This is a genomic window from Flavobacterium sp. KH_035 (assembly GCF_057839565.1).
Genome location: NZ_CM174492.1, coordinates 1,814,935 through 1,833,193, shown reverse-complemented (window position 1 = coordinate 1,833,193; position 18,259 = coordinate 1,814,935). Strand labels below are relative to the sequence as shown.

Sequence of the window (18,259 nt, the reverse complement as noted above, 5' to 3'; positions counted from 1 at the left end):
CATTTGGATTCAGAACCAACCTTTTACCCAAATTATGATACCACGATTTATTTTATTAGCATTAATAATTCTACCATTTTTTGTTTCTGCACAATCTAGCAGTCAACAAATGCATCAACAAATTAACAACCAGCGACAAAGGTGGTCAAATGACTGGCATATGCAACAAATGAAACCTCACTCATCAAATAAAATTCAAGCTGCTGAAAAAAAATTAGTCAAAGAAGAAGAAAACAAAAAGAAACTAGAGGAGAAAGCAGAAAAATTAAAAGCTGATTTAAAAGCGAATCAGGACGAACTTGAAAATATTAAAGATAACGCAAAAACCAACAATAATATTGATCTTCAAAAAAACATCGAAAAATCTCAAGAAAAACTTAATCAAAACAATAAAGAATTAGAATTGAGTTCAAAAAAAATAGACGATTTAAAAAAACAAGTAGAAGCTCTCAAATCTGAGGAAGAAGAAAAAATGAAAAAGGAAGGAAAAACTATATATACCTTATCGAAATAACAATTAACTAAACCTTGCATTTCTGCAAGGCTTAGTTGTTTTTACATTTCAGCAAAAAAACATTTTTCTCGAAAAATTGCACGTTTCTAAATATCTGCTTACTTTTAATAACCAGGATAAGAATCAATTTCTCAAATACATAAAAACTGTACTCTTGAAAAAAACATCTTATTTATTCGTCTTATTGTTTTTGTTGTGTCTTCCGCACGTAATTTTTTCACAGGAAAAAAAGCCTAAAGTTGTCTTAGTGCTAAGTGGTGGCGGTGCAAAAGGAATTGCACATATTCCACTTTTGCAAAAACTAGATTCCTTGCATATCGTTCCGGATCTTATTGTTGGAAACAGTATGGGAAGTATTATTGGCGGTTTATATGCCATGGGGTATTCGGGCGATAGTATCGAAAAAATCACCAAGAATATTTATTGGGATAAACTCCTTGGCGGAGGCCAATCGTTGCGATCTGTAAGTGCCGAAGAAAAAAGAGAATTCCAAAGATATTTGGTCGGAATAGGTATTAAAGACGGAAAGCTCAATAGTGTTGGTTCGCTTTTAAACGATCAAAACCTTAGAGAATCTCTTTCTGAATTAACCTTTCCTGTCTATAATGTTAAAGATTTTGACAGTCTCCCGATACCCTTTAGAGCTATGGCTACCGACTTAGTTGAAGGCAAAGAAGTTATTTTAAGTAAAGGCAATTTAGCCTACGCCATGCGGGCAAGTATGTCTTTACCTGCTATTTTCAAGCCTGTGCCTTACGAAAAAACGGTATTAGTAGACGGAGGTGTATTAAATAATTTTCCAACTGATGTTGCCAAACAAATGGGTGCCGACATTATTATTGGCAGTGATGTAGGTGGAGGAATGCAGCCAATGGGCAAACTAAATAATATTATGATGATATTAATGCAGACCAGTATGTTTCCGAGTAATGTTAAAAACCCGGCAAACCGTGATCTGTGTACCATATTAGTCGATCATATGCCCAACCTGCGCTTCTCGACAGCAGACTTTGCGGCTAGTAACGAAATCTACAAAGACGGTAAAATAGCCGCAAATCAAAATCTTCCGGCTTTAATTGCTTTATCGGAAAAGTTAAAGGGATTTCCGCAACGAACTCACAAATTACCCTATATGCCCAAAGAATTTGTTCTTGACTCTATAGTTTATAAAAAAATAAGCCCGGAAAACCTGCCTCTGGTCGTTGGAAGAGCCAATCTTAGACCCCATGTAAAATACACCTCTAAAGATTTAATCGCAGGTATAAACAGAGCTATGGGAACCAATCTTTTTGATGAAATTGGCTATAGCTATTTCATTAAAGATGGTAACAAAACGGGCATCACGTTATTTGGATTTGAGCGTGCCAAAAACCAGCTGAACACTTCCCTACACTATGACACTTATAGAGGGGTTGGCATTATTTTTAATTACACCGCCAGAAATATTCTTGCTGATGCCTCTCGCCTTTTGATAACTGCCGATATTGCAGAACAGCCAAAAGCCAGAATCAATTTTCAGAAAAATTTTGGAGGACGCAGAGAATGGTGGTGGGGAACTGAACTTTACGGAGCTCTCCTAAAACAGGAAATTTATATCAATGGCAGGGCCTCAGACAATATCCTTTATAATTCATTTGAATTCAGCAGCGAGATAAATCGAAATTTAAATTCGCTGAAAAGCTATTTTGGCTTTGGCTTAAACTATAACTACACCAATTTAAAACCAAAATATGATCGGGAATACAGTCCGAACACCATTTCACTAAAAAGCTACAACTTTAATAACATCGAATTCAACATGCATTATTCCTATAATGATATGGATAAAGTTTTCTTTGCTACAAACGGAACAATTATAAAATCAAATATTTCGCGATCATTTCTTACCGATATCAATGCCTCCTTTTCCGATCAGGATTTAACTCGTGTTTCGGGCTCAACAAATGATTACACAAAATTTGGTTTTAGCTATGAAAAGAGATTATCCCTAAAAAAGAAAATTACGGGAATCATAGGATTTGATGCTTATTTTGTTTTTCAGGATAAACTTAAAGACTATCAACTACCATTTTCAGATTTTGGCTATGCAGCAAAATATTTTCTTGGTGGCATTATCCCGAGTTCTGGCAGTAATCGCTTTTCATTCCCAGGTCTGCATGAAGATGAACTCAATGTTACACAATATATGGGGCTTAAACTCGGATCGCAAATAAATATTACCGGAAAAATCTATCTGACCCCTCATGTTAATATTGCCTCTGTAGGTTTTGACACTTTTCGCGATTTCCGCGACAATGTGTTTAAGCCAAAAGGAAGATGGGATGATAATTTCGACACCAGTCTTCTGATATCCGGAGGGGCTGCTATCTCCTATCAGTCCATTTTAGGCCCAATTCATTTCGACACTTCATGGATCAATAATATCGATAAAGTCAGATTGTTTTTCAGCGTCGGATTATCACTTAATCCATAAGGCACTAATAATCTCAAATAGCTTTCAAATCCGACAAGTTTTTAGAAACCTGTCGGATTTTGTTTTTAGTACTACTTCTTATTCATAGACAAAAATTCGCTCAACAAAATTCGCGTCTTGTTTCTCTGAACTCAAACCTCCCTCAAAAAACATTTCTGTCCAGTTTTTTTGATTATCAATTTTAAGATACTGCCATCTTGTATCCAACTCGATTTTACCATTCCTGCCCAATTGTAAATCTTTACTTGATTGTTCAATTTTTCTATTATTAACATCATATTTACTAAAAATCACCAATTCATCTAAATAGCCGGAATCTTCTTTGTTCAATTTCGAATGTTCTTCTATAAGATTTCCTCTTTCATCATACACAAACACATCCTCAGACTCTGTAATTTGCGTTTCTCCTCCCTGATAGTCATAAGAAAAGTTTGTTTTTATAACTTGATTTTTATTATACTGATACTTCACTAAACTTCTTAAAGTATCATTATCCGAAGAATAATTTTTCTCTTCTGCTATTTTTTTATCTGGTCCGTAACTATAAATCGTTCTTCCAGTCACCTTTTCATCATCGTCATAACTTATAGACTCTGTCTTTTGCTTCAAATCATTATACTTGTTCTCCGGATAATCCGATTTTTCAGGGAACATATCATCTTTTACAAATTCTCCGTTTGCATTCTTTTTATAAGTGGTATAATTTTGCATTTTACCTTTTACATACTTGCCGTTCTTTTTTGTTGCATAGTAAAAGTTCTCTGTGTATTCTTTAATATTTCCAAACAATTTCTCGTCCCAATTTGCAGATAATTGTGGGGCATTGTAATCTTCTGTCCTCATTTTTTTAGGCTCTGGCTCTTTCAGATTCGGAATCATCTCAAAAGTCCTGTCTATACCATAAATGGGTTCATAAAGGACAAAATCATTTTTAATTGGGGCGATAGTCTGAATAAAGATGTACTTCCTTTTTTCATTTAGTATATCCTCTATTGTAAACATTTTTTTAAATTCTTCAAAACTCAACGTGGGATTAGTTTTAAAAGCATCAAAAACGCGTTTACTTATATTACCTCTCAAATCACCAAAACCAGCCCTTTCATCATTGATTTTTTTATTTTTCTTCTTTAATTCTGCCATCTCCTTGTCACTGTAAGTAACCAATACATTGCCCAACTCATCATAATTGACCAAGCGCATCTTGTTTTCCCTATCACTATTTTGATCAACGGCCTCTATCAAAACTGCATTGTTTATAACCTCTACCAAGTTGTACGCGATGTTATTCAGCTTAAAAGTGCTTCCTATATCTTTTTGGGAAAGCTTTACCTGAGAATAATCTGTAATGAATTTAATGTTATAAATTACACTTCCTCTAATTTCAGCAAGTTCATTGTTGTTTTTAAAATTTACAGCATTGTTTATTTGATCCTGTTTGCGCAGCGTAGTAAAGTGTAAATTAGTCTCTTTTCCGTTCTTGTATTTGTACAAAAGCTCGCTTCCAAAAGAAGTTCCACCAACATGCTGAATTTCAATCAACTCTTTTTTCAAATTAAACAGTTTGCTCGTTACAGGGTGAAAATCTACAATAGTAGGTTCATCATTTTCTTTATAATAGGAAGGAAAGCGTGAATTGAACAGCAGGTCGTATCCATAATTAGATTTCTCCAATTTCAAAACTCCTCTTGAAATAATCGTATCTATTGAAGAATTGATCACTTCAGCAGATTGAATTGTTTTCTTTTGAATTTCATCCATTTTTCTATTTACTTTTTTAAACGGGAAATTAGGAGCTTTAAAAATTTCTTTATTTACATTATACGTAACTTCATAAATCATGTCTTTCTCCTCTTTACTTGGTTGTTTTTTCTGGGAAAACACAGAAAGACTAAAGCTCATCAAAATCAATACAATTCTATTCATTAATTTATTTTTGTTGAAAATTACATTTTTTTGTTCCAAAAAACCAATATCTTTTTTCAAAAACGTTATGCTTATATTTACTGGAAATTTCTTTTCATGAAACAATTCCTTTTTCTTTACTTGTTTTTCTTTACAAGCTCCACTATATCAGCACAAAGCAAAGACATCTGGGTTTCATTTTGGGATAAAGACACTACGCACATCGGATTTAAAGATGTAAACGGAGCTATCAAAATAACTCCAAAGTTTATGGGATTCACTACTGCCCGTAAATTCGATAAAATTATTGCCGTAACCGAAGAAACTGGCGAAAACTGGAAGAGTTATTATCTCACCAAATCCGGTAAAATCGTAGGACGCGACAGCCTCTATATTTTTGACAATGGACCGGATTGTGAAAATGAAGGTTACATCAGATTTACAGACCCAAAAACAGATAAAACCGGAATGTTTAATAGTGAAGGCAAAAATACAATTCCTGCCGATTATAGCGCCCTTACCAAAGCCAGAAACGGGATGATTATCGCCTTAAAAGGGGCTACTAAAGAGAAACTTGGTGACGAACATTTTAGCTGGTCCGGAGGAAAGGAATATCTTATTGACACCAACAATAAAATCCTAATTGAAAATTTCGGATATAATGACGAACTAAATTTTTATTCTTTACAAAAATCAAAAGCCCCAAATAAAGATGAAACAAGAGAAAATTTCCTTGGTGTTGACGGTCAATATTATTCGTTCATCAATTATGAGAAAGAATTCAAACTGTGGTTAAAAAAGAATTTGCTTTCTGACCTATCAAAAAAGAATTTAATAAAACTCTCCTTTGATAAAATCACCTACTGGAAAGAGCCAACAGGATGGATAAGTGAGGCCAAAGCTGCTTTTATCGACCAGAATTATACTTACATAAAATTAAAACTTGAAGAGTTAAAAAATCCAAAAACGGACTATTTCGTCTCAAATGACGGGCTCAACCAATTCATTTTTGAAACAGATGAATACGAGGTTTACTTCAACAATTGCAATGAACCTAAAGAATGGATTTATCCCGTTAAAAACATAGTCATTACCTCAAAAAACAAAGCCGACTTTAAACAAGATCATTTTGAATTTTTAAGAACTGGAGATGGGTATAAATTGATCAGTGTTACAACAGCAAAAAATGATCTTAAATAAACAATCCGTTTTCCTAAAGATCTAACTTTGCAGATAACTCAAATAAAACCTTTGAAGGTTCAAAAATATACACCATGAAAAACTTTCTCTTTTTAGGAATTGCCATTATATTCGAGATCATTGCCACTTCTGCTTTAAAAAAATCGGAAGAATTTACAAAACTGATCCCAAGCATTATAACCATTATTGGATACTGCGGTGCATTTTACTTTTTAAGTTTTGCAATCAGAACCATTCCGGTTGGAATTGCTTACGCTATTTGGTCTGGAGTCGGAATTGTATTGATTACCATCATTGGAGCTGTTTTCTTCAAGCAAATACCTGATTTACCAGCGATAATTGGACTGGCTCTAATCTTAATTGGTGTTGTTGTAATCAATGTTTTTTCGAAGACCACAGCGCATTAATTTTAAATCTTTTAGAAATGATTTTCAGAAAAGGAACAATTTCAGATTTATCGGAAATGCAGCAATTGTATACCGAAACTATACAATCGGTTTGTAAGAACGATTACAATCCTGCACAAATTGAGGCCTGGACTTATGGTGTTCATAATACCGAACGCTGGTTAGAAGTTGTCCATACACAGTTTGTTTTACTTGCTATTATTGAATCCAAAATTGTTGGTTTTGGCACTTTGAAAAACGGAGATTATATTGATTTCTTTTACATCCACAAAGACTATCAAAGACAAGGCATCGCCAATAAACTCTTAACCGAATTAGAACTTGAAGCGAAAAAACAACGTTCAAAAACCATAACATCAGACATCAGTATTACCGCTAGACCATTTTTTGAAAAGAACGGTTTTACCGCAAAAACCAAACAACGAAATATAAGATTGGAGGTTGAACTGATTAATTATAAGATGGAAAAAGAACTGTAGCTGTAATTGTTTCAGGTTTCAGGTTTGAACAGAACGTGAAACCTGAAACAAAAAATTACTTCCGCAAGTTTCGGATTTTCTGCCTGTAAAAACCTGTCGATATTTGCCTTATAAAATGGAACGAAAATGAACACACAGGAAAACATTAATTATAATCGAATTGCTGAAGCAATTGATTATATCAAAGTCAATTTTAAAACGCAGCCCAATCTCGATGAAGTTGCCGAAAAAGTGCACCTAAGTCCTTTTCACTTTCAGCGTTTGTTTACAGAATGGGCAGGCACAAGTCCGAAGAAATTTTTACAGTACATTAGTGTTGAACACGCCAAAAAAATACTTCAGGAAGACCGTCAGGCTACTTTATTCGATGCTGCTTTTGACACTGGCCTTTCAGGAACCAGCCGTTTGCATGATTTGTTTGTCAATATCGAAGGCATGACACCTGCTGAGTATAAAAATGGGGGAAAGAACTTAGACATAAATTTCAGTTTTGCCGAGAGTCCGTTTGGAAATATCATTGTGGCTTCAACTCTCAAAGGCATTTGTTTTATGGCTTTTGCAGAAAATGAAGAAATGGGTTTCGAAGATTTAAAACATAAATTCCCTAACGCAAACTTCTCCCGAAAACTCGATTTAATACAGCAAAATGCGCTATTCATTTTTCAAAATGACTGGAGTAAATTAGCGGAAATTAAACTGCATTTAAAAGGCACCGATTTTCAATTGAAAGTTTGGGAAACGCTCTTAAAAATTCCAATGGGACAACTTTCTACTTACGGTTCTATTGCACACCAAATTGAAAAACCAAATGCTTCGCGCGCTGTAGGAACCGCTATTGGAAGCAACCCCGTAGCTTTTCTAATCCCTTGCCATCGCGTAATTCAATCTACCGGAACCTTTGGCGGATACATGTGGGGAAACACCCGTAAAACCGCTATTATTGGCTGGGAAGGCGCGCAGATAAATCCATAAATAAAACCCTATTATTTTTTCTGCCACGAATTCACGAATTAAACTAATTCTACAGTATAATTTTTTCCAAGATGCAAAAAAGAAATTCATGAATTACTTCGTCCGTTCGCTATCGCTCGGGCCGGAGCAAGAAAAACTCAATCTAAAATTATTATGCAAACTATACAATCAAAAATTGCGTCTCAAAATTGGGACAGCATCACCGAATCTATGCATGAAAACGGATTTACCGTTATTCCAAATCTGTTGGACAACCAACAATGTGAAGCCTTAAAAGCCGATTATTGCAATCCGGATTTATATCGAAAAACGGTTGTTATGGAACGATACCGCTTTGGTCTAGGGGAGTACAAATATTTCACTTATCCGTTACCTGATTTAATTCAGAGCCTCCGTACTTCTATTTATCCTAAATTGGCTCCTATCGCAAACGCCTGGATGAAAGCACTTAATATTTCGACCGTTTTCCCGGATACGCACGAAAAATTACTGGAGCAATGCCATGCAAACCAACAATTTAAGGCAACAGTTCTAATTTTAAAATACGGCAAAAACGGTTTCAATACGCTGCATCAGGATTTGTACGGAGATGTTTATTTTCCAATTCAAATTGTCCTTTTTCTCAATGAACCTGACAAAGATTTTACCGGCGGTGAATTTGTATTGACACAGCAAACACCACGAGCGCAATCTAAAGCTATTGTACTGAAACCTAAAAAAGGAGACGTTTTGGTTTTTACCACCAATTTCAGACCTGTCAAAGGAACAAAAGGATATTATAGAGTCAATATGAAACATGGCGTTAGTGAGATCCATTCGGGAGAACGATACACCTTGGGGATTATTTTTCATGATGCGTTGAGTTGATTTTAAGGTGCTGAGGTACTAAGCTACTAAGGTTCTGAGATGAAATGCTATAACTCTTTGTGACTTAGAAAATAACTCAACACTCTTAAACCTCTGGCGGGAATTTAAGAAATACAAAAGCTATAAACCTTTGTCTCTCTAAACCATAATACCTCAGAATCTTAGTACCTCAGAACCTTTAAAACTTAAAAAAAATTGATTCAACACTCTAAAATTTCCGATTCGGATTTACGGAATAAAATTAAAAATGTGGAAATTTGCTTCGGTGGAAACCGAAAACTAAAAATCTACGGAACGCTAAAATGCAAATCCGGTAAAAGAATGAAACGCGAGAACCGGGTTTTCTTTTCTACTGAAGAAGAAGCCCACAAAAACGATTTTCGCCCTTGTGGTCATTGCATGAAAACCGAATATCAAAACTGGAAAAATGGACTTATTTAATCCGCACATAGACGAAACAACGAACCTGCTTCCTAAAGACGGGACTGTTAATTATTATGGAAAGCTGTTTTCGAGAGAAGATTCAAATTGTTATTTAGACGTCCTATTAAATACAATTGAATGGAAAAATGATGAAGCAATTATCTTTGGTAAATTAATTCTAACCAAACGGAAAGTGGCCTGGTACGGCGATTCTGGCTTTGAATATACCTATTCCAATACGACCAAAAAAGCACTTTCTTGGACAGCAGAATTACTGGAACTAAAGACAATTATAGAAGAAAAAACGGGAGAAACATTTAATTCCTGCTTGCTTAATTTATATCATTCGGGTGAGGAAGGAATGGCATGGCACAGTGATGCCGAAAAAGATTTAAAAAAGGACGGTGCAATTGCCTCAGTGAGTTTTGGTGCTGAGCGAAAGTTTGCCTTCAAACACAAAGAAACCAAAGAAACGGTGTCTTTAATTTTAGAACACGGAAGCTTACTGGTTATGAAAGATGCTACTCAAACGAATTGGTTGCATCGTTTGCCTCCCACAAAAACGACTTCAAAACCAAGAGTAAATCTGACGTTCAGAACTATTGTAACTTAACAGTACATTCTTACTTTTTCTTAAAAGCCACATTTTGATACGAAAGGATCAAAGCGTCCTCAAACATTTCCGGTCTTACTTTTGAAAGTTCTACAATTGTCCAGCCCTGTTTGCCCCATTTATTAGGCACCGGATAAAAAATCAAGTCACTCGAAGCACAAAAAACCGATTGATCAATTTCGTTTAATTTCAAGACTGCTCTGTTGTTTTTTTCATCAAAAGTGGCGAATATTTTTTTACTGATCCGAAAAGATGTTTTCTCAAAATGAGGTTCTTCTGTTGCATCCGGAAACGACAATGCAAGGGTTCTGAATGTTTCAATTGTGACCATATCTGATTTTTTTTTTTAAGATCCTATTACTTAAAAACCTATTAGGTTCCGTCTTTTACCACCCCTGATTCAGTCCATTTTTAAGGACTTCATTGTATTTTTCTATATCAAAAGTATATAAATTGGGCGCTTTGTGTGCAACGTTGCTTTTCTTCTCGTCGAGTTTATTCAGAATACCGATGTTGGTAATTTTACGCAGAAAGTTTCGTCGGTCTAATTTTCGATCCAAAATCGTTTCATACAACTTTTGAAGCTGAGGGATTGTGAATTTTTCAGGTAAAAGATTATAACCAACCGGCATTAAATTCAGCTCAATTCTGAGGGTTGTCAAAGCTTTATCCAGAATTTCTCTGTGATCTAAAATGAGTTCGGGAACTTCTTTGTGATCAATCCATTCTATGATTTCCTGACTGTTTTCTTTTTGGGGAACCGCTTTTAAAAAATCAATCAAAGCATAATATCCTATCGTCACAAAACGCTGGAGAAGCCATTTACCATGCTCTCTCGGAATATTAAAATGATCCAGTACCGTATTCCCAAAATGCTGATCGTATCGTTTTACATGACCAAAAGTAGCAAATTGCCTTAAAAAAATCCCCTGCATTCCGGTACGTTCTTTTAAAACGGTAACTGCTGCAGTATCAATATCCTCCTCAATAGGTATAAATCCTCCAGGCAAAGCCCATTTATCATCAAAGGAAGTTTTAATGAGTAAAACTTTAAGCTGATTGTCATGAAACCCAAAAATGACACAGTCAATTGAAAGTCCGGGTTGGTAATTTTCGCTATTTTCTATTATTTTTTTTGGCATTCAATGGTTCTTAAATCAGCATGGTATTCTTTAATAGATCTGCAATTTAATGCATTTTTATAAATCCGAAGCCTTTTTACACAAATGAGTTTTCCTTGCGATGAGGATTTCCGTAAAAAGCAGCACGTGTAATTATCACAATTTTTACTTAAAATAAGAACTGAATTAAAAAAAACTTTTACATTGCGTCATAACAACACATTTAAAAAGCATTTTGTTATTTTTGAGCAAAAAACCGAAAACACTCTGTAAATCAATACCCAATTTACAGCTTTTAATCCAACATGAAACGTAGAGAGATATGATTAATAATTCGTTAAAAAACATGAATGAGAAAATCAGAAATAAAATCTGGACGTCTTTCGGATTTGTTTCTAAAACTTATCTCCTTGAAGCTTCTTTAAAATATAGTGAAGAACAGGAAAGGATTTTCAACGAAATGATTGTTGAAACTGAATCAAAAGATAAAAAAGCGAAACGTGAGGCTTTTGATAAAGCACTATATGCATCTTACAAAGGGATTGGTGCGATGGACTTTATCAATACCGTTTTAAAATAAGTATTAGTCAACACCCAATAGAACTTTTACTGCTCTATCCTCTTTGTAGTTAAAAAAGAAGGCTACATTTTAAATTCTTTCATTACTTCTAAAATTGATCTGCTGTTACCTGCCGTAATTTTCTCAATTCTTTCAGATGTTCATTAAATTATTAAAGGTGAAATTTCTTCAAAATCAAATAATAAATTATTTATTGTAAGAAAACTGAACTTATCTTAATAATACATTCGGCCTCATTGAATATTGACAAAAATCTATATTTTTGCTAGAAACGAAAGATTTTACTTACTTCAACTAAAAGCCTAATTATGGAACAAGCCCTTCAGTCGGAAATTTACAAAATTCAAAAGCCGGAACACTGGGCCAGTGTTATTACCGACAATCAACTTATTGATTATATAAAAGAATCTGAGTTCTCTCAAAAACAAGCAGACGAGGGACGTGATTATTGTTATTTTTTAGATAAAATTTATTACACCAATGATAACGAAAACAGTGAATATGCCTGCCTGGCTTATACACTAAATGAGCCTTCTAATTTAGAGAGAGCTTCTGTTGTAGATGTAGTACTGGAAGAAAATGAAACTTACGTAATCCACCGAATCAGTGTATTGAGAGATGGTGTTTTAGTAGACAAAATCCCCGATACTAAAGTTAAAATACTGGATAGCGAAAACCAAAGTGGTGGTGGTGTTCTAAGCAGTAATAAAAAAATTAATATTACCATAAAAGACCTTCGTTTGTATGATATTTTGATTATGGAAGATTCCAGAATTAAAATTTTTACAGAACGTGATTTCCTGCGAAAAGAATTCTCCAGATATGTTTGGGTAGGACCGGACAGTTACTGGGCTTACGGAAAATACAAATTCACTTTTAAAAATGATCGCGAGAAGACAGTTGCCTACAAAAAAACATTCTTTAGAGATGAAGATGGAAATGTTCTGGAGCCGCAAATAGGTTATTTAAAAAAAGGAGAGCAATATGTTCGGGAAGAAGAAAACTATATCAATTTTGTGGATTCCAACAGAGAGGTTTCTTCTTATATCGATTTTGCTACAGCAGCCGACTGGAAGGAGTTGTCTAATTATATCTCTCCTATTTATGAAGCTATTTTCGACAAGTCTTCCCTGATTGAATTTGCTCCCGATCTGGTTGAAAAACTGGACAAAATTGGTCATCAGGAAGAGCAGCTGCAATTTGCCATAGAATATGTTCAAAACCATATCAATTATATTTACAATGCCGACGAGATGAACGGCCATAAACCCCAGGAACCTGCCGTTACCTTTGCTAACAAACAAGGAGACTGCAAGGCAAAATCGGTTTTATTAAAAGTAATTTTAGATTATATTGGGGTTGATTCTTCGATCATTCTGGTCAATTTCGGTACGGACTTTTATATCAAGTACTATTTACCATCGTTACTGACTTTTAATCACGTAATTGTTAAGATCAATTACAAGGACGAAAGTTACTTTGTGGATGCGACACTACGCGATGAATTTGGGTTAATCGAAAACCGTGGTTTTATTTTCTTCCTTCATTATCTGGAAGTAAAACCAAATCTGGAATTACAGCTAAAACCAGCTCATCGTTTTTCTTATTATGCCGTAGACGAAAAATCAGAACTTGTCGCACAGCAAAATGTGGGCAAGCTAAAACTAACAACGGTATACAAAGGAAATCGCGCAAACAGTATGCGAAAATATTTTAAAAACACTAATAAAAGAGAAATCATTGACAGCTGGAATAATTTCTTCTTTTATACCTTAAACTATACCAACGACAGAAACGGAACTGATCTGAGAAAGATTTTTAAAGATGCTGTAATTGAAATTGTAAGCGATGATAAAAAGCTTAATGAATTTAAAGTGGAGTATCAGACCACTATTGAAAATCCTTATTATTCCGATGATAAGAACAACCGTTTCTTAATGTATTTTGATGCTAATATTGTTAAAAGCAGGGTCAGAGATTTTATACACAAAGACATCTCTTTTTGGCATAATTTTGACAATGAAAGATATGAAATCACGCTGGTAACGGATCAAAAAATTGATGTTAGTGAGAAATTTACGGTGCAGGAAAGCACCGTCAGTAATCCATATTTTGATTATGTAAGCCGAAAAAAAATCAACAAAAACGGAGGGACAGTTTATATCGATTCGAAGCCCTTAATTAATTTAGAAATTCCAGAAAAAGACTTTGAAGCTTTCAGGGAGGCCCATAACAAGGTTGCGGACAGTAATTATGGAATTGGGGTTGATATTATAGAAGAAGGTCTGCTGAACAAGCTGAAATTCAATTTCAAAAAATTAGTAAAATAATCATACAAGAAGGAAGTTAATTGTAGGCCACAGTTTAAACACGAATTACACCAATTTGCACTAATATTAATAGTTTAACCTTGTTGGGTGTTTGAATACAAGTTCTAATGATTGAAATGCTCAAATTTTTAACGCATAGAAACATAAATTTTGGATTGCTAAAAGAGGATACAAAAAGAAATAAATTTCTTTCACATAGCAGAATATGTGCTTTATTTGAAGTGAAAAGCCTTTTTTATGGATGCAACACCTATGTTACTATGTGTTAAAATAAATGACACCAAATAAGAGGAAATTGTAGCCTATAATCTAAACACAAATTACACGAATTTGCACCAATTTTAATTCGTTAACCTTGTGGTGTTTGAATACAAGTGCTGCTGATTGGAACGCTAAATTTTAAACACATAGAAACATAGATTTTAATTCTTAAAAGAGGATACAAAAAGAAATAAATTTCTTTCACATAGCAGAATATGTGCTTTATTTGAAGTGAAAAGCCTTTTTTATGGATGCAACACCTATGTTACTATGTGTTAAAATAAATGACACCAAATAAGGAGGAATTGAAGCCTATAATCTAAACACAAATTGCACAAATTTTAATCCGTTAACCTTGTTTGTGAAATTAATTCCACAAACAAATTAGTGACAATTCGTGCAATTCGTGTTACTTTTTATAGCAGTAATCTATATCTCTACGTGTTTAAAAATCTAAAGCAATTCAAAATCTGCTTTTAATTTGATATCTGCTGATGAAGCTCCAATCATTACTTCAAAATCACCCGGTTCTGCTGTCCATTCTAATTTGTTATTATAGAAAGACAGTTTTTCTTTGTCAATTGTAAATTCGATTGTTTTAGATTCTCCGGCATTTAGTTTTACTTTTTGAAAATCTCTCAATTCTAAAACCGGACGAACTACAGATCCAAATTTATCTTTTAAGTACAATTGTACGACTTCTTCTCCGGCTACTTTTCCAACATTGGATAATTGAAAAGAAACTTTTATAGTTTCCTTGTTTTTCATTTTAGTCGAAGACAATTTCAAATCAGCATAATTGAATTTTGTATAACTCAACCCATATCCAAAAGGAAATTTAGGAGAGTTTTTCAGATCAATATAGGCTGACACATAGTTTTTTGCGTCTTCATCTTTAGGAGGTCTTCCTGTACTGAAATGATTGTAGTAAATTGGAACCTGCCCTACTTCTCTCGGAAAAGTCATAGGCAATTTTCCGGAGGGATTGTAATCTCCAAATAATACATTCGCGATTGCGTTTCCGGCTTCGGTCCCTAACCACCAAGTGTAAACAATAGCCGGAACGTTATCAGCCGTCCAGTTAAAAACAAGAGGACGCCCCGCATTTACCAAAACGACCACCGGTTTTCCTGTTGCCTGAATTGCTTTTACTAAATCTTCCTGAACACCCGGCAAATGAAGATCACTGCGGCTTTTTGCTTCACCACTCATATCGCGTCGTTCTCCGATGCTCAAAATAACAACATCGGCCTGTTTAGCCGTTGCAACTGCTTCTGCAAAACCGTCTTTATTATCTCCATCTACTTCACAACCTTTGGCATACAATAATTTTGTGTTTTTACCCACTTTATTCTGCAATCCGTCCCATTGGGAAACGACCCATTTATCATAATCAACCTCAGGCAATTCTACTGACCAAAATCCCATATTGGCTTTATACTCCTTGACCATTGGACCTATGAATGCGATTGTTTTTACATTTTTTGAAATGGGTAATGTTTCGTTATCGTTCTTTAATAACACTATACTTTTTTGCGCCACTTCGAGCGCTGCTTTTCTGTTTTCAGGATTACTTAAAGCTTTCTCGGCTCTTTTTTGATCAGAATAGCGGTATGGATCCTCAAATAAACCCAATTCAAATTTCTTGTGTAAAATACGTCTTACGGCATTATCAATCAAATCAACAGCTACTTTGCCTTCTTTAACCAATTCTGCCAGATGATATCTGTAGGCATTACTTTCCATATCCATATCACTTCCGGCAGTAATCGCAGCAAGTGCAGCAGCTTTCAGATCTTTAGAGTAACCATGTGCTACCATTTCGCCTATCGATCCCCAGTCTGAAACTACGAATCCCTGAAAGTTCCATTTCCCTTTTAGAATGTCACGCTGTAAATGTACATTTGCTGTAGCCGGAATTCCGTTTACATCATTAAAGGAGTTCATAAAAGTTGCTGCCCCGGCATCAAGAGCTGCTTTGAAAGGAGGTAAATAGGTTTCTAAAAGCATTCGTTCGCTCATATCTACGGAGTTGTAATCTCTACCACCCACCGCAGCGCCATAAGCTGCAAAGTGCTTTACGCAAGCCATAACCGAGTTCAGATCTCCCAGTTTATTTCCCTGAAAACCTTTTACTCTGGCATAGGCAATTTTAGATCCCAAATAGGTATCTTCTCCGGCACCTTCCATTACTCTTCCCCAACGTGGGTCACGGGCAATGTCTACCATTGGTGCAAAGGTCCAGTGAATACCACTTGCTGAAGCCTCTGTAGCTGCAACTCTGGCCGCCAGTTCGATTGCTGCTAAATCCCAACTCGCAGCTTCGGCTAACGGAATAGGAAAAGTGGTTTTGTAACCATGAATGACGTCCTGACCAAATAGCAATGGAATTTTCAAACGAGACTGCATCGCCAATTCCTGATACTGTCTGGTATAGGTTGTTCCCACAACGTTTAACATCGAACCTATAAGTCCTGCCTTTATTTCGGCCTGTTTGTTTGCGTTTATGGTAATGGGACCTGTTGCTGCGTTGTCGCCTGTGTATTGATTGAGCTGACCAATTTTTTCCTCAAGGGTCATTTTTTTCAATAGCGCATTTACCTTTTGATCTATTGTTTCTTGTTGAGCTGCCGCAAAAAACGACACCATTAGTAAAGTGAATGTGGTTATTTTTTTCATATTTAATTTAGAATTACCATACGTAAGTTGCTACCGAACCTGCGTCCAATGATGTTGAAACTTGTTTTTGATTCTCTTTTATATTGAAGGTCTCTTTGTTTGCACCATCGTTTTCAACAATTAAAACGATTTTTCCGGCTGGTGTTTTAAAGGCGACATTATACAGATTCCCGCTAATGTTACTTGCAATTCTCACAGAACCTTCGGGAACAAATTTTGAGGCGTGACCAATAATATAATAGCCTACTTCTCTTTTAATGTTCTGATTTTTATCAATCATCAAAGCTCCTTTACATGTTGAACATCCGCCCGGTGTAAAGGGTTCATAATTTTCATTATTGGCCAGTCCCCACGAAAGTGCATTCACACTCCAGTTGCGCATAGAACCAATGACAACATTTTTCACACTCCATTTTAAATCAGATTCAAAACTACTACCCGAGCCAGTATATTGTTCTGTAAAATACAACTCTTTTTTGGGATAGGCATTATGAACAGTGGTTAAAGCGCTAATGTCTCCTTCATACAAATGAAAGGCTGAACCTGCTACAAAAGGTAATGCTTTCGGATCATTCAGAATGGTTAAAGGATATTCGGGTTTGTTGCAATTGTGGTCGTAAACTACAATTTTGGTTTTAATTTTAGCTTTTGCAAAAGCAGGGCCTAAATTCGTTTTGATAAACTCGGCCTGCTGCAATGCGGTCATGTACATACTTGGATTGTTACCCGGATGCAAAGGCTCGTTTTGTGGCGTTATGGCATCAATGACAATCCCGTGCGATTTCATTGCCTGTATGTATTTTACAAAATAATCAGCATAAACCTGGTAGTATTTGGGCTGTAAACTTCCGCCTTTCGAACTTCCGTTGTCTTTCATCCAAACGGGCGGCGACCATGGTGAACCCATAATTTTCAACTGTGGATTTATAGCTAAAATCTCTTTTAGAAGCGGCACTACATCCTTTAAATCGGGCCCCAGATCAAAGTGCTCTAATTTTAAATCCGTTTGCCCTTCGGGCCTATCATCATACGAAAAAACTTTTTCATTCAAATCAGAAGCGCCAATACTAATTCGCAGATAACTCAAACCAATAGCATCTTTTTTTCTGGAAAACAATTCCTGAAGCAAAGCTTCTTTTTTGGCCTTATCGAGTTTTAATATCGTCTGAGCGCTTCCTCCCGTTAACGAAAATCCAAAACCTTCAATAGTCTGAAATTTTTGAGAAGCGTCTACCAAAATCGTTGAATTCGAATTGATTTCAGTATTAAAAACCAAATCACTTTGTTTTTGAAGTTTTGAAGATTCATTAGTAGTGGTGATCCAGCCCTCGACTTTTCCGGATTGGACAACTGAGTTTTTTGAAGTCCCACATTTTATCTGAACTGCGATGAGCGGCAGTAAGAGTAAAATCTGAAGTTTTTTGTTGATGTTTTTCAT

At 35.3% G+C, this 18,259-nt stretch carries 16 protein-coding genes; 11 read left to right on the top strand and 5 right to left on the bottom strand.

The features are described from left to right. Nucleotides 1-34 precede the first annotated feature (34 nt). A complete protein-coding gene (locus AC3IS6_RS07955; protein ID WP_489164406.1) occupies nucleotides 35-514 on the top strand; it encodes a hypothetical protein in 480 nt (159 codons plus the stop codon). Between the two features lie 154 nt (nucleotides 515-668). Further along, nucleotides 669-2,987: a patatin-like phospholipase family protein gene (locus tag AC3IS6_RS07950; protein WP_489164405.1), complete on the top strand. Its 2,319-nt coding sequence runs from the start codon at nucleotides 669-671 to the stop codon at nucleotides 2,985-2,987. A gap of 78 nt (nucleotides 2,988-3,065) precedes the next feature. On the opposite strand, the gene AC3IS6_RS07945 is transcribed toward AC3IS6_RS07950, so the two are convergent. Next, nucleotides 3,066-4,910: a hypothetical protein gene (locus tag AC3IS6_RS07945; RefSeq protein ID WP_489164404.1), complete on the bottom strand. Its 1,845-nt coding sequence runs from the start codon at nucleotides 4,908-4,910 to the stop codon at nucleotides 3,066-3,068. Between the two features lie 96 nt (nucleotides 4,911-5,006). Between AC3IS6_RS07945 and AC3IS6_RS07940 the strand changes: the two genes are divergently transcribed. The 7 genes from AC3IS6_RS07940 (at nucleotide 5,007) to AC3IS6_RS07910 (ending at nucleotide 9,850) form a co-directional block, all read left to right on the top strand. Continuing rightward, entirely contained in the window at nucleotides 5,007-6,089 is a 1,083-nt protein-coding gene (locus AC3IS6_RS07940; protein WP_489164403.1) for a hypothetical protein, read from the top strand. A 74-nt stretch (nucleotides 6,090-6,163) separates the two neighbouring features. Then, nucleotides 6,164-6,496 carry a DMT family transporter gene (locus AC3IS6_RS07935; protein ID WP_489164402.1) on the top strand — a complete coding sequence of 111 codons (333 nt, stop codon included), beginning with the start codon at nucleotides 6,164-6,166 and terminating at the stop codon, nucleotides 6,494-6,496. A 17-nt stretch (nucleotides 6,497-6,513) separates the two neighbouring features. Beyond that, entirely contained in the window at nucleotides 6,514-6,975 is a 462-nt protein-coding gene (locus AC3IS6_RS07930) for a GNAT family N-acetyltransferase (protein WP_489164401.1), read from the top strand. A 126-nt stretch (nucleotides 6,976-7,101) separates the two neighbouring features. After that, nucleotides 7,102-7,947, top strand: coding sequence for a methylated-DNA--[protein]-cysteine S-methyltransferase (locus tag AC3IS6_RS07925; protein ID WP_489164400.1), 846 nt, complete (start codon nucleotides 7,102-7,104; stop codon nucleotides 7,945-7,947). Nucleotides 7,948-8,100: 153 nt separating this feature from the next. Beyond that, nucleotides 8,101-8,814: a 2OG-Fe(II) oxygenase gene (locus AC3IS6_RS07920; RefSeq protein ID WP_489164399.1), complete on the top strand. Its 714-nt coding sequence runs from the start codon at nucleotides 8,101-8,103 to the stop codon at nucleotides 8,812-8,814. A gap of 195 nt (nucleotides 8,815-9,009) precedes the next feature. Continuing rightward, nucleotides 9,010-9,255: an Ada metal-binding domain-containing protein gene (locus tag AC3IS6_RS07915; RefSeq protein ID WP_489164398.1), complete on the top strand. Its 246-nt coding sequence runs from the start codon at nucleotides 9,010-9,012 to the stop codon at nucleotides 9,253-9,255. Beyond that, the gene (locus AC3IS6_RS07910) at nucleotides 9,242-9,850 is read left to right on the top strand and encodes an alpha-ketoglutarate-dependent dioxygenase AlkB family protein (protein WP_489164397.1); all 609 of its coding nucleotides are present in this window, start codon (nucleotides 9,242-9,244) and stop codon (nucleotides 9,848-9,850) included. The genes AC3IS6_RS07915 and AC3IS6_RS07910 overlap by 14 nt, the downstream gene beginning before the upstream one ends. Nucleotides 9,851-9,860: 10 nt before the next feature. Here AC3IS6_RS07910 and AC3IS6_RS07905 read toward each other — a convergent pair whose 3' ends face one another. Together AC3IS6_RS07905 and AC3IS6_RS07900 are read right to left on the bottom strand one after the other, a co-directional pair. Then, complete coding sequence (locus AC3IS6_RS07905) at nucleotides 9,861-10,181, bottom strand: MmcQ/YjbR family DNA-binding protein (protein ID WP_173964315.1); 321 nt, start codon at nucleotides 10,179-10,181, stop codon at nucleotides 9,861-9,863. A gap of 55 nt (nucleotides 10,182-10,236) precedes the next feature. Beyond that, nucleotides 10,237-10,992 carry an NUDIX hydrolase gene (locus tag AC3IS6_RS07900; RefSeq protein WP_489164396.1) on the bottom strand — a complete coding sequence of 252 codons (756 nt, stop codon included), beginning with the start codon at nucleotides 10,990-10,992 and terminating at the stop codon, nucleotides 10,237-10,239. 301 nt (nucleotides 10,993-11,293) lie between these two features. Between AC3IS6_RS07900 and AC3IS6_RS07895 the strand changes: the two genes are divergently transcribed. Both AC3IS6_RS07895 and AC3IS6_RS07890 read left to right on the top strand, forming a co-directional pair. Continuing rightward, nucleotides 11,294-11,551: a hypothetical protein gene (locus AC3IS6_RS07895; protein ID WP_173964317.1), complete on the top strand. Its 258-nt coding sequence runs from the start codon at nucleotides 11,294-11,296 to the stop codon at nucleotides 11,549-11,551. A 308-nt stretch (nucleotides 11,552-11,859) separates the two neighbouring features. Next, a complete protein-coding gene (locus AC3IS6_RS07890; RefSeq protein WP_489164395.1) occupies nucleotides 11,860-13,881 on the top strand; it encodes a DUF3857 domain-containing protein in 2,022 nt (673 codons plus the stop codon). A 714-nt stretch (nucleotides 13,882-14,595) separates the two neighbouring features. Here the strand turns inward: AC3IS6_RS07890 and AC3IS6_RS07885 are convergent. After that, nucleotides 14,596-16,821, bottom strand: coding sequence for a glycoside hydrolase family 3 N-terminal domain-containing protein (locus tag AC3IS6_RS07885; protein ID WP_489164394.1), 2,226 nt, complete (start codon nucleotides 16,819-16,821; stop codon nucleotides 14,596-14,598). Between the two features lie 13 nt (nucleotides 16,822-16,834). After that, nucleotides 16,835-18,259: a glycoside hydrolase family 30 protein gene (locus AC3IS6_RS07880; protein WP_489164393.1), complete on the bottom strand. Its 1,425-nt coding sequence runs from the start codon at nucleotides 18,257-18,259 to the stop codon at nucleotides 16,835-16,837.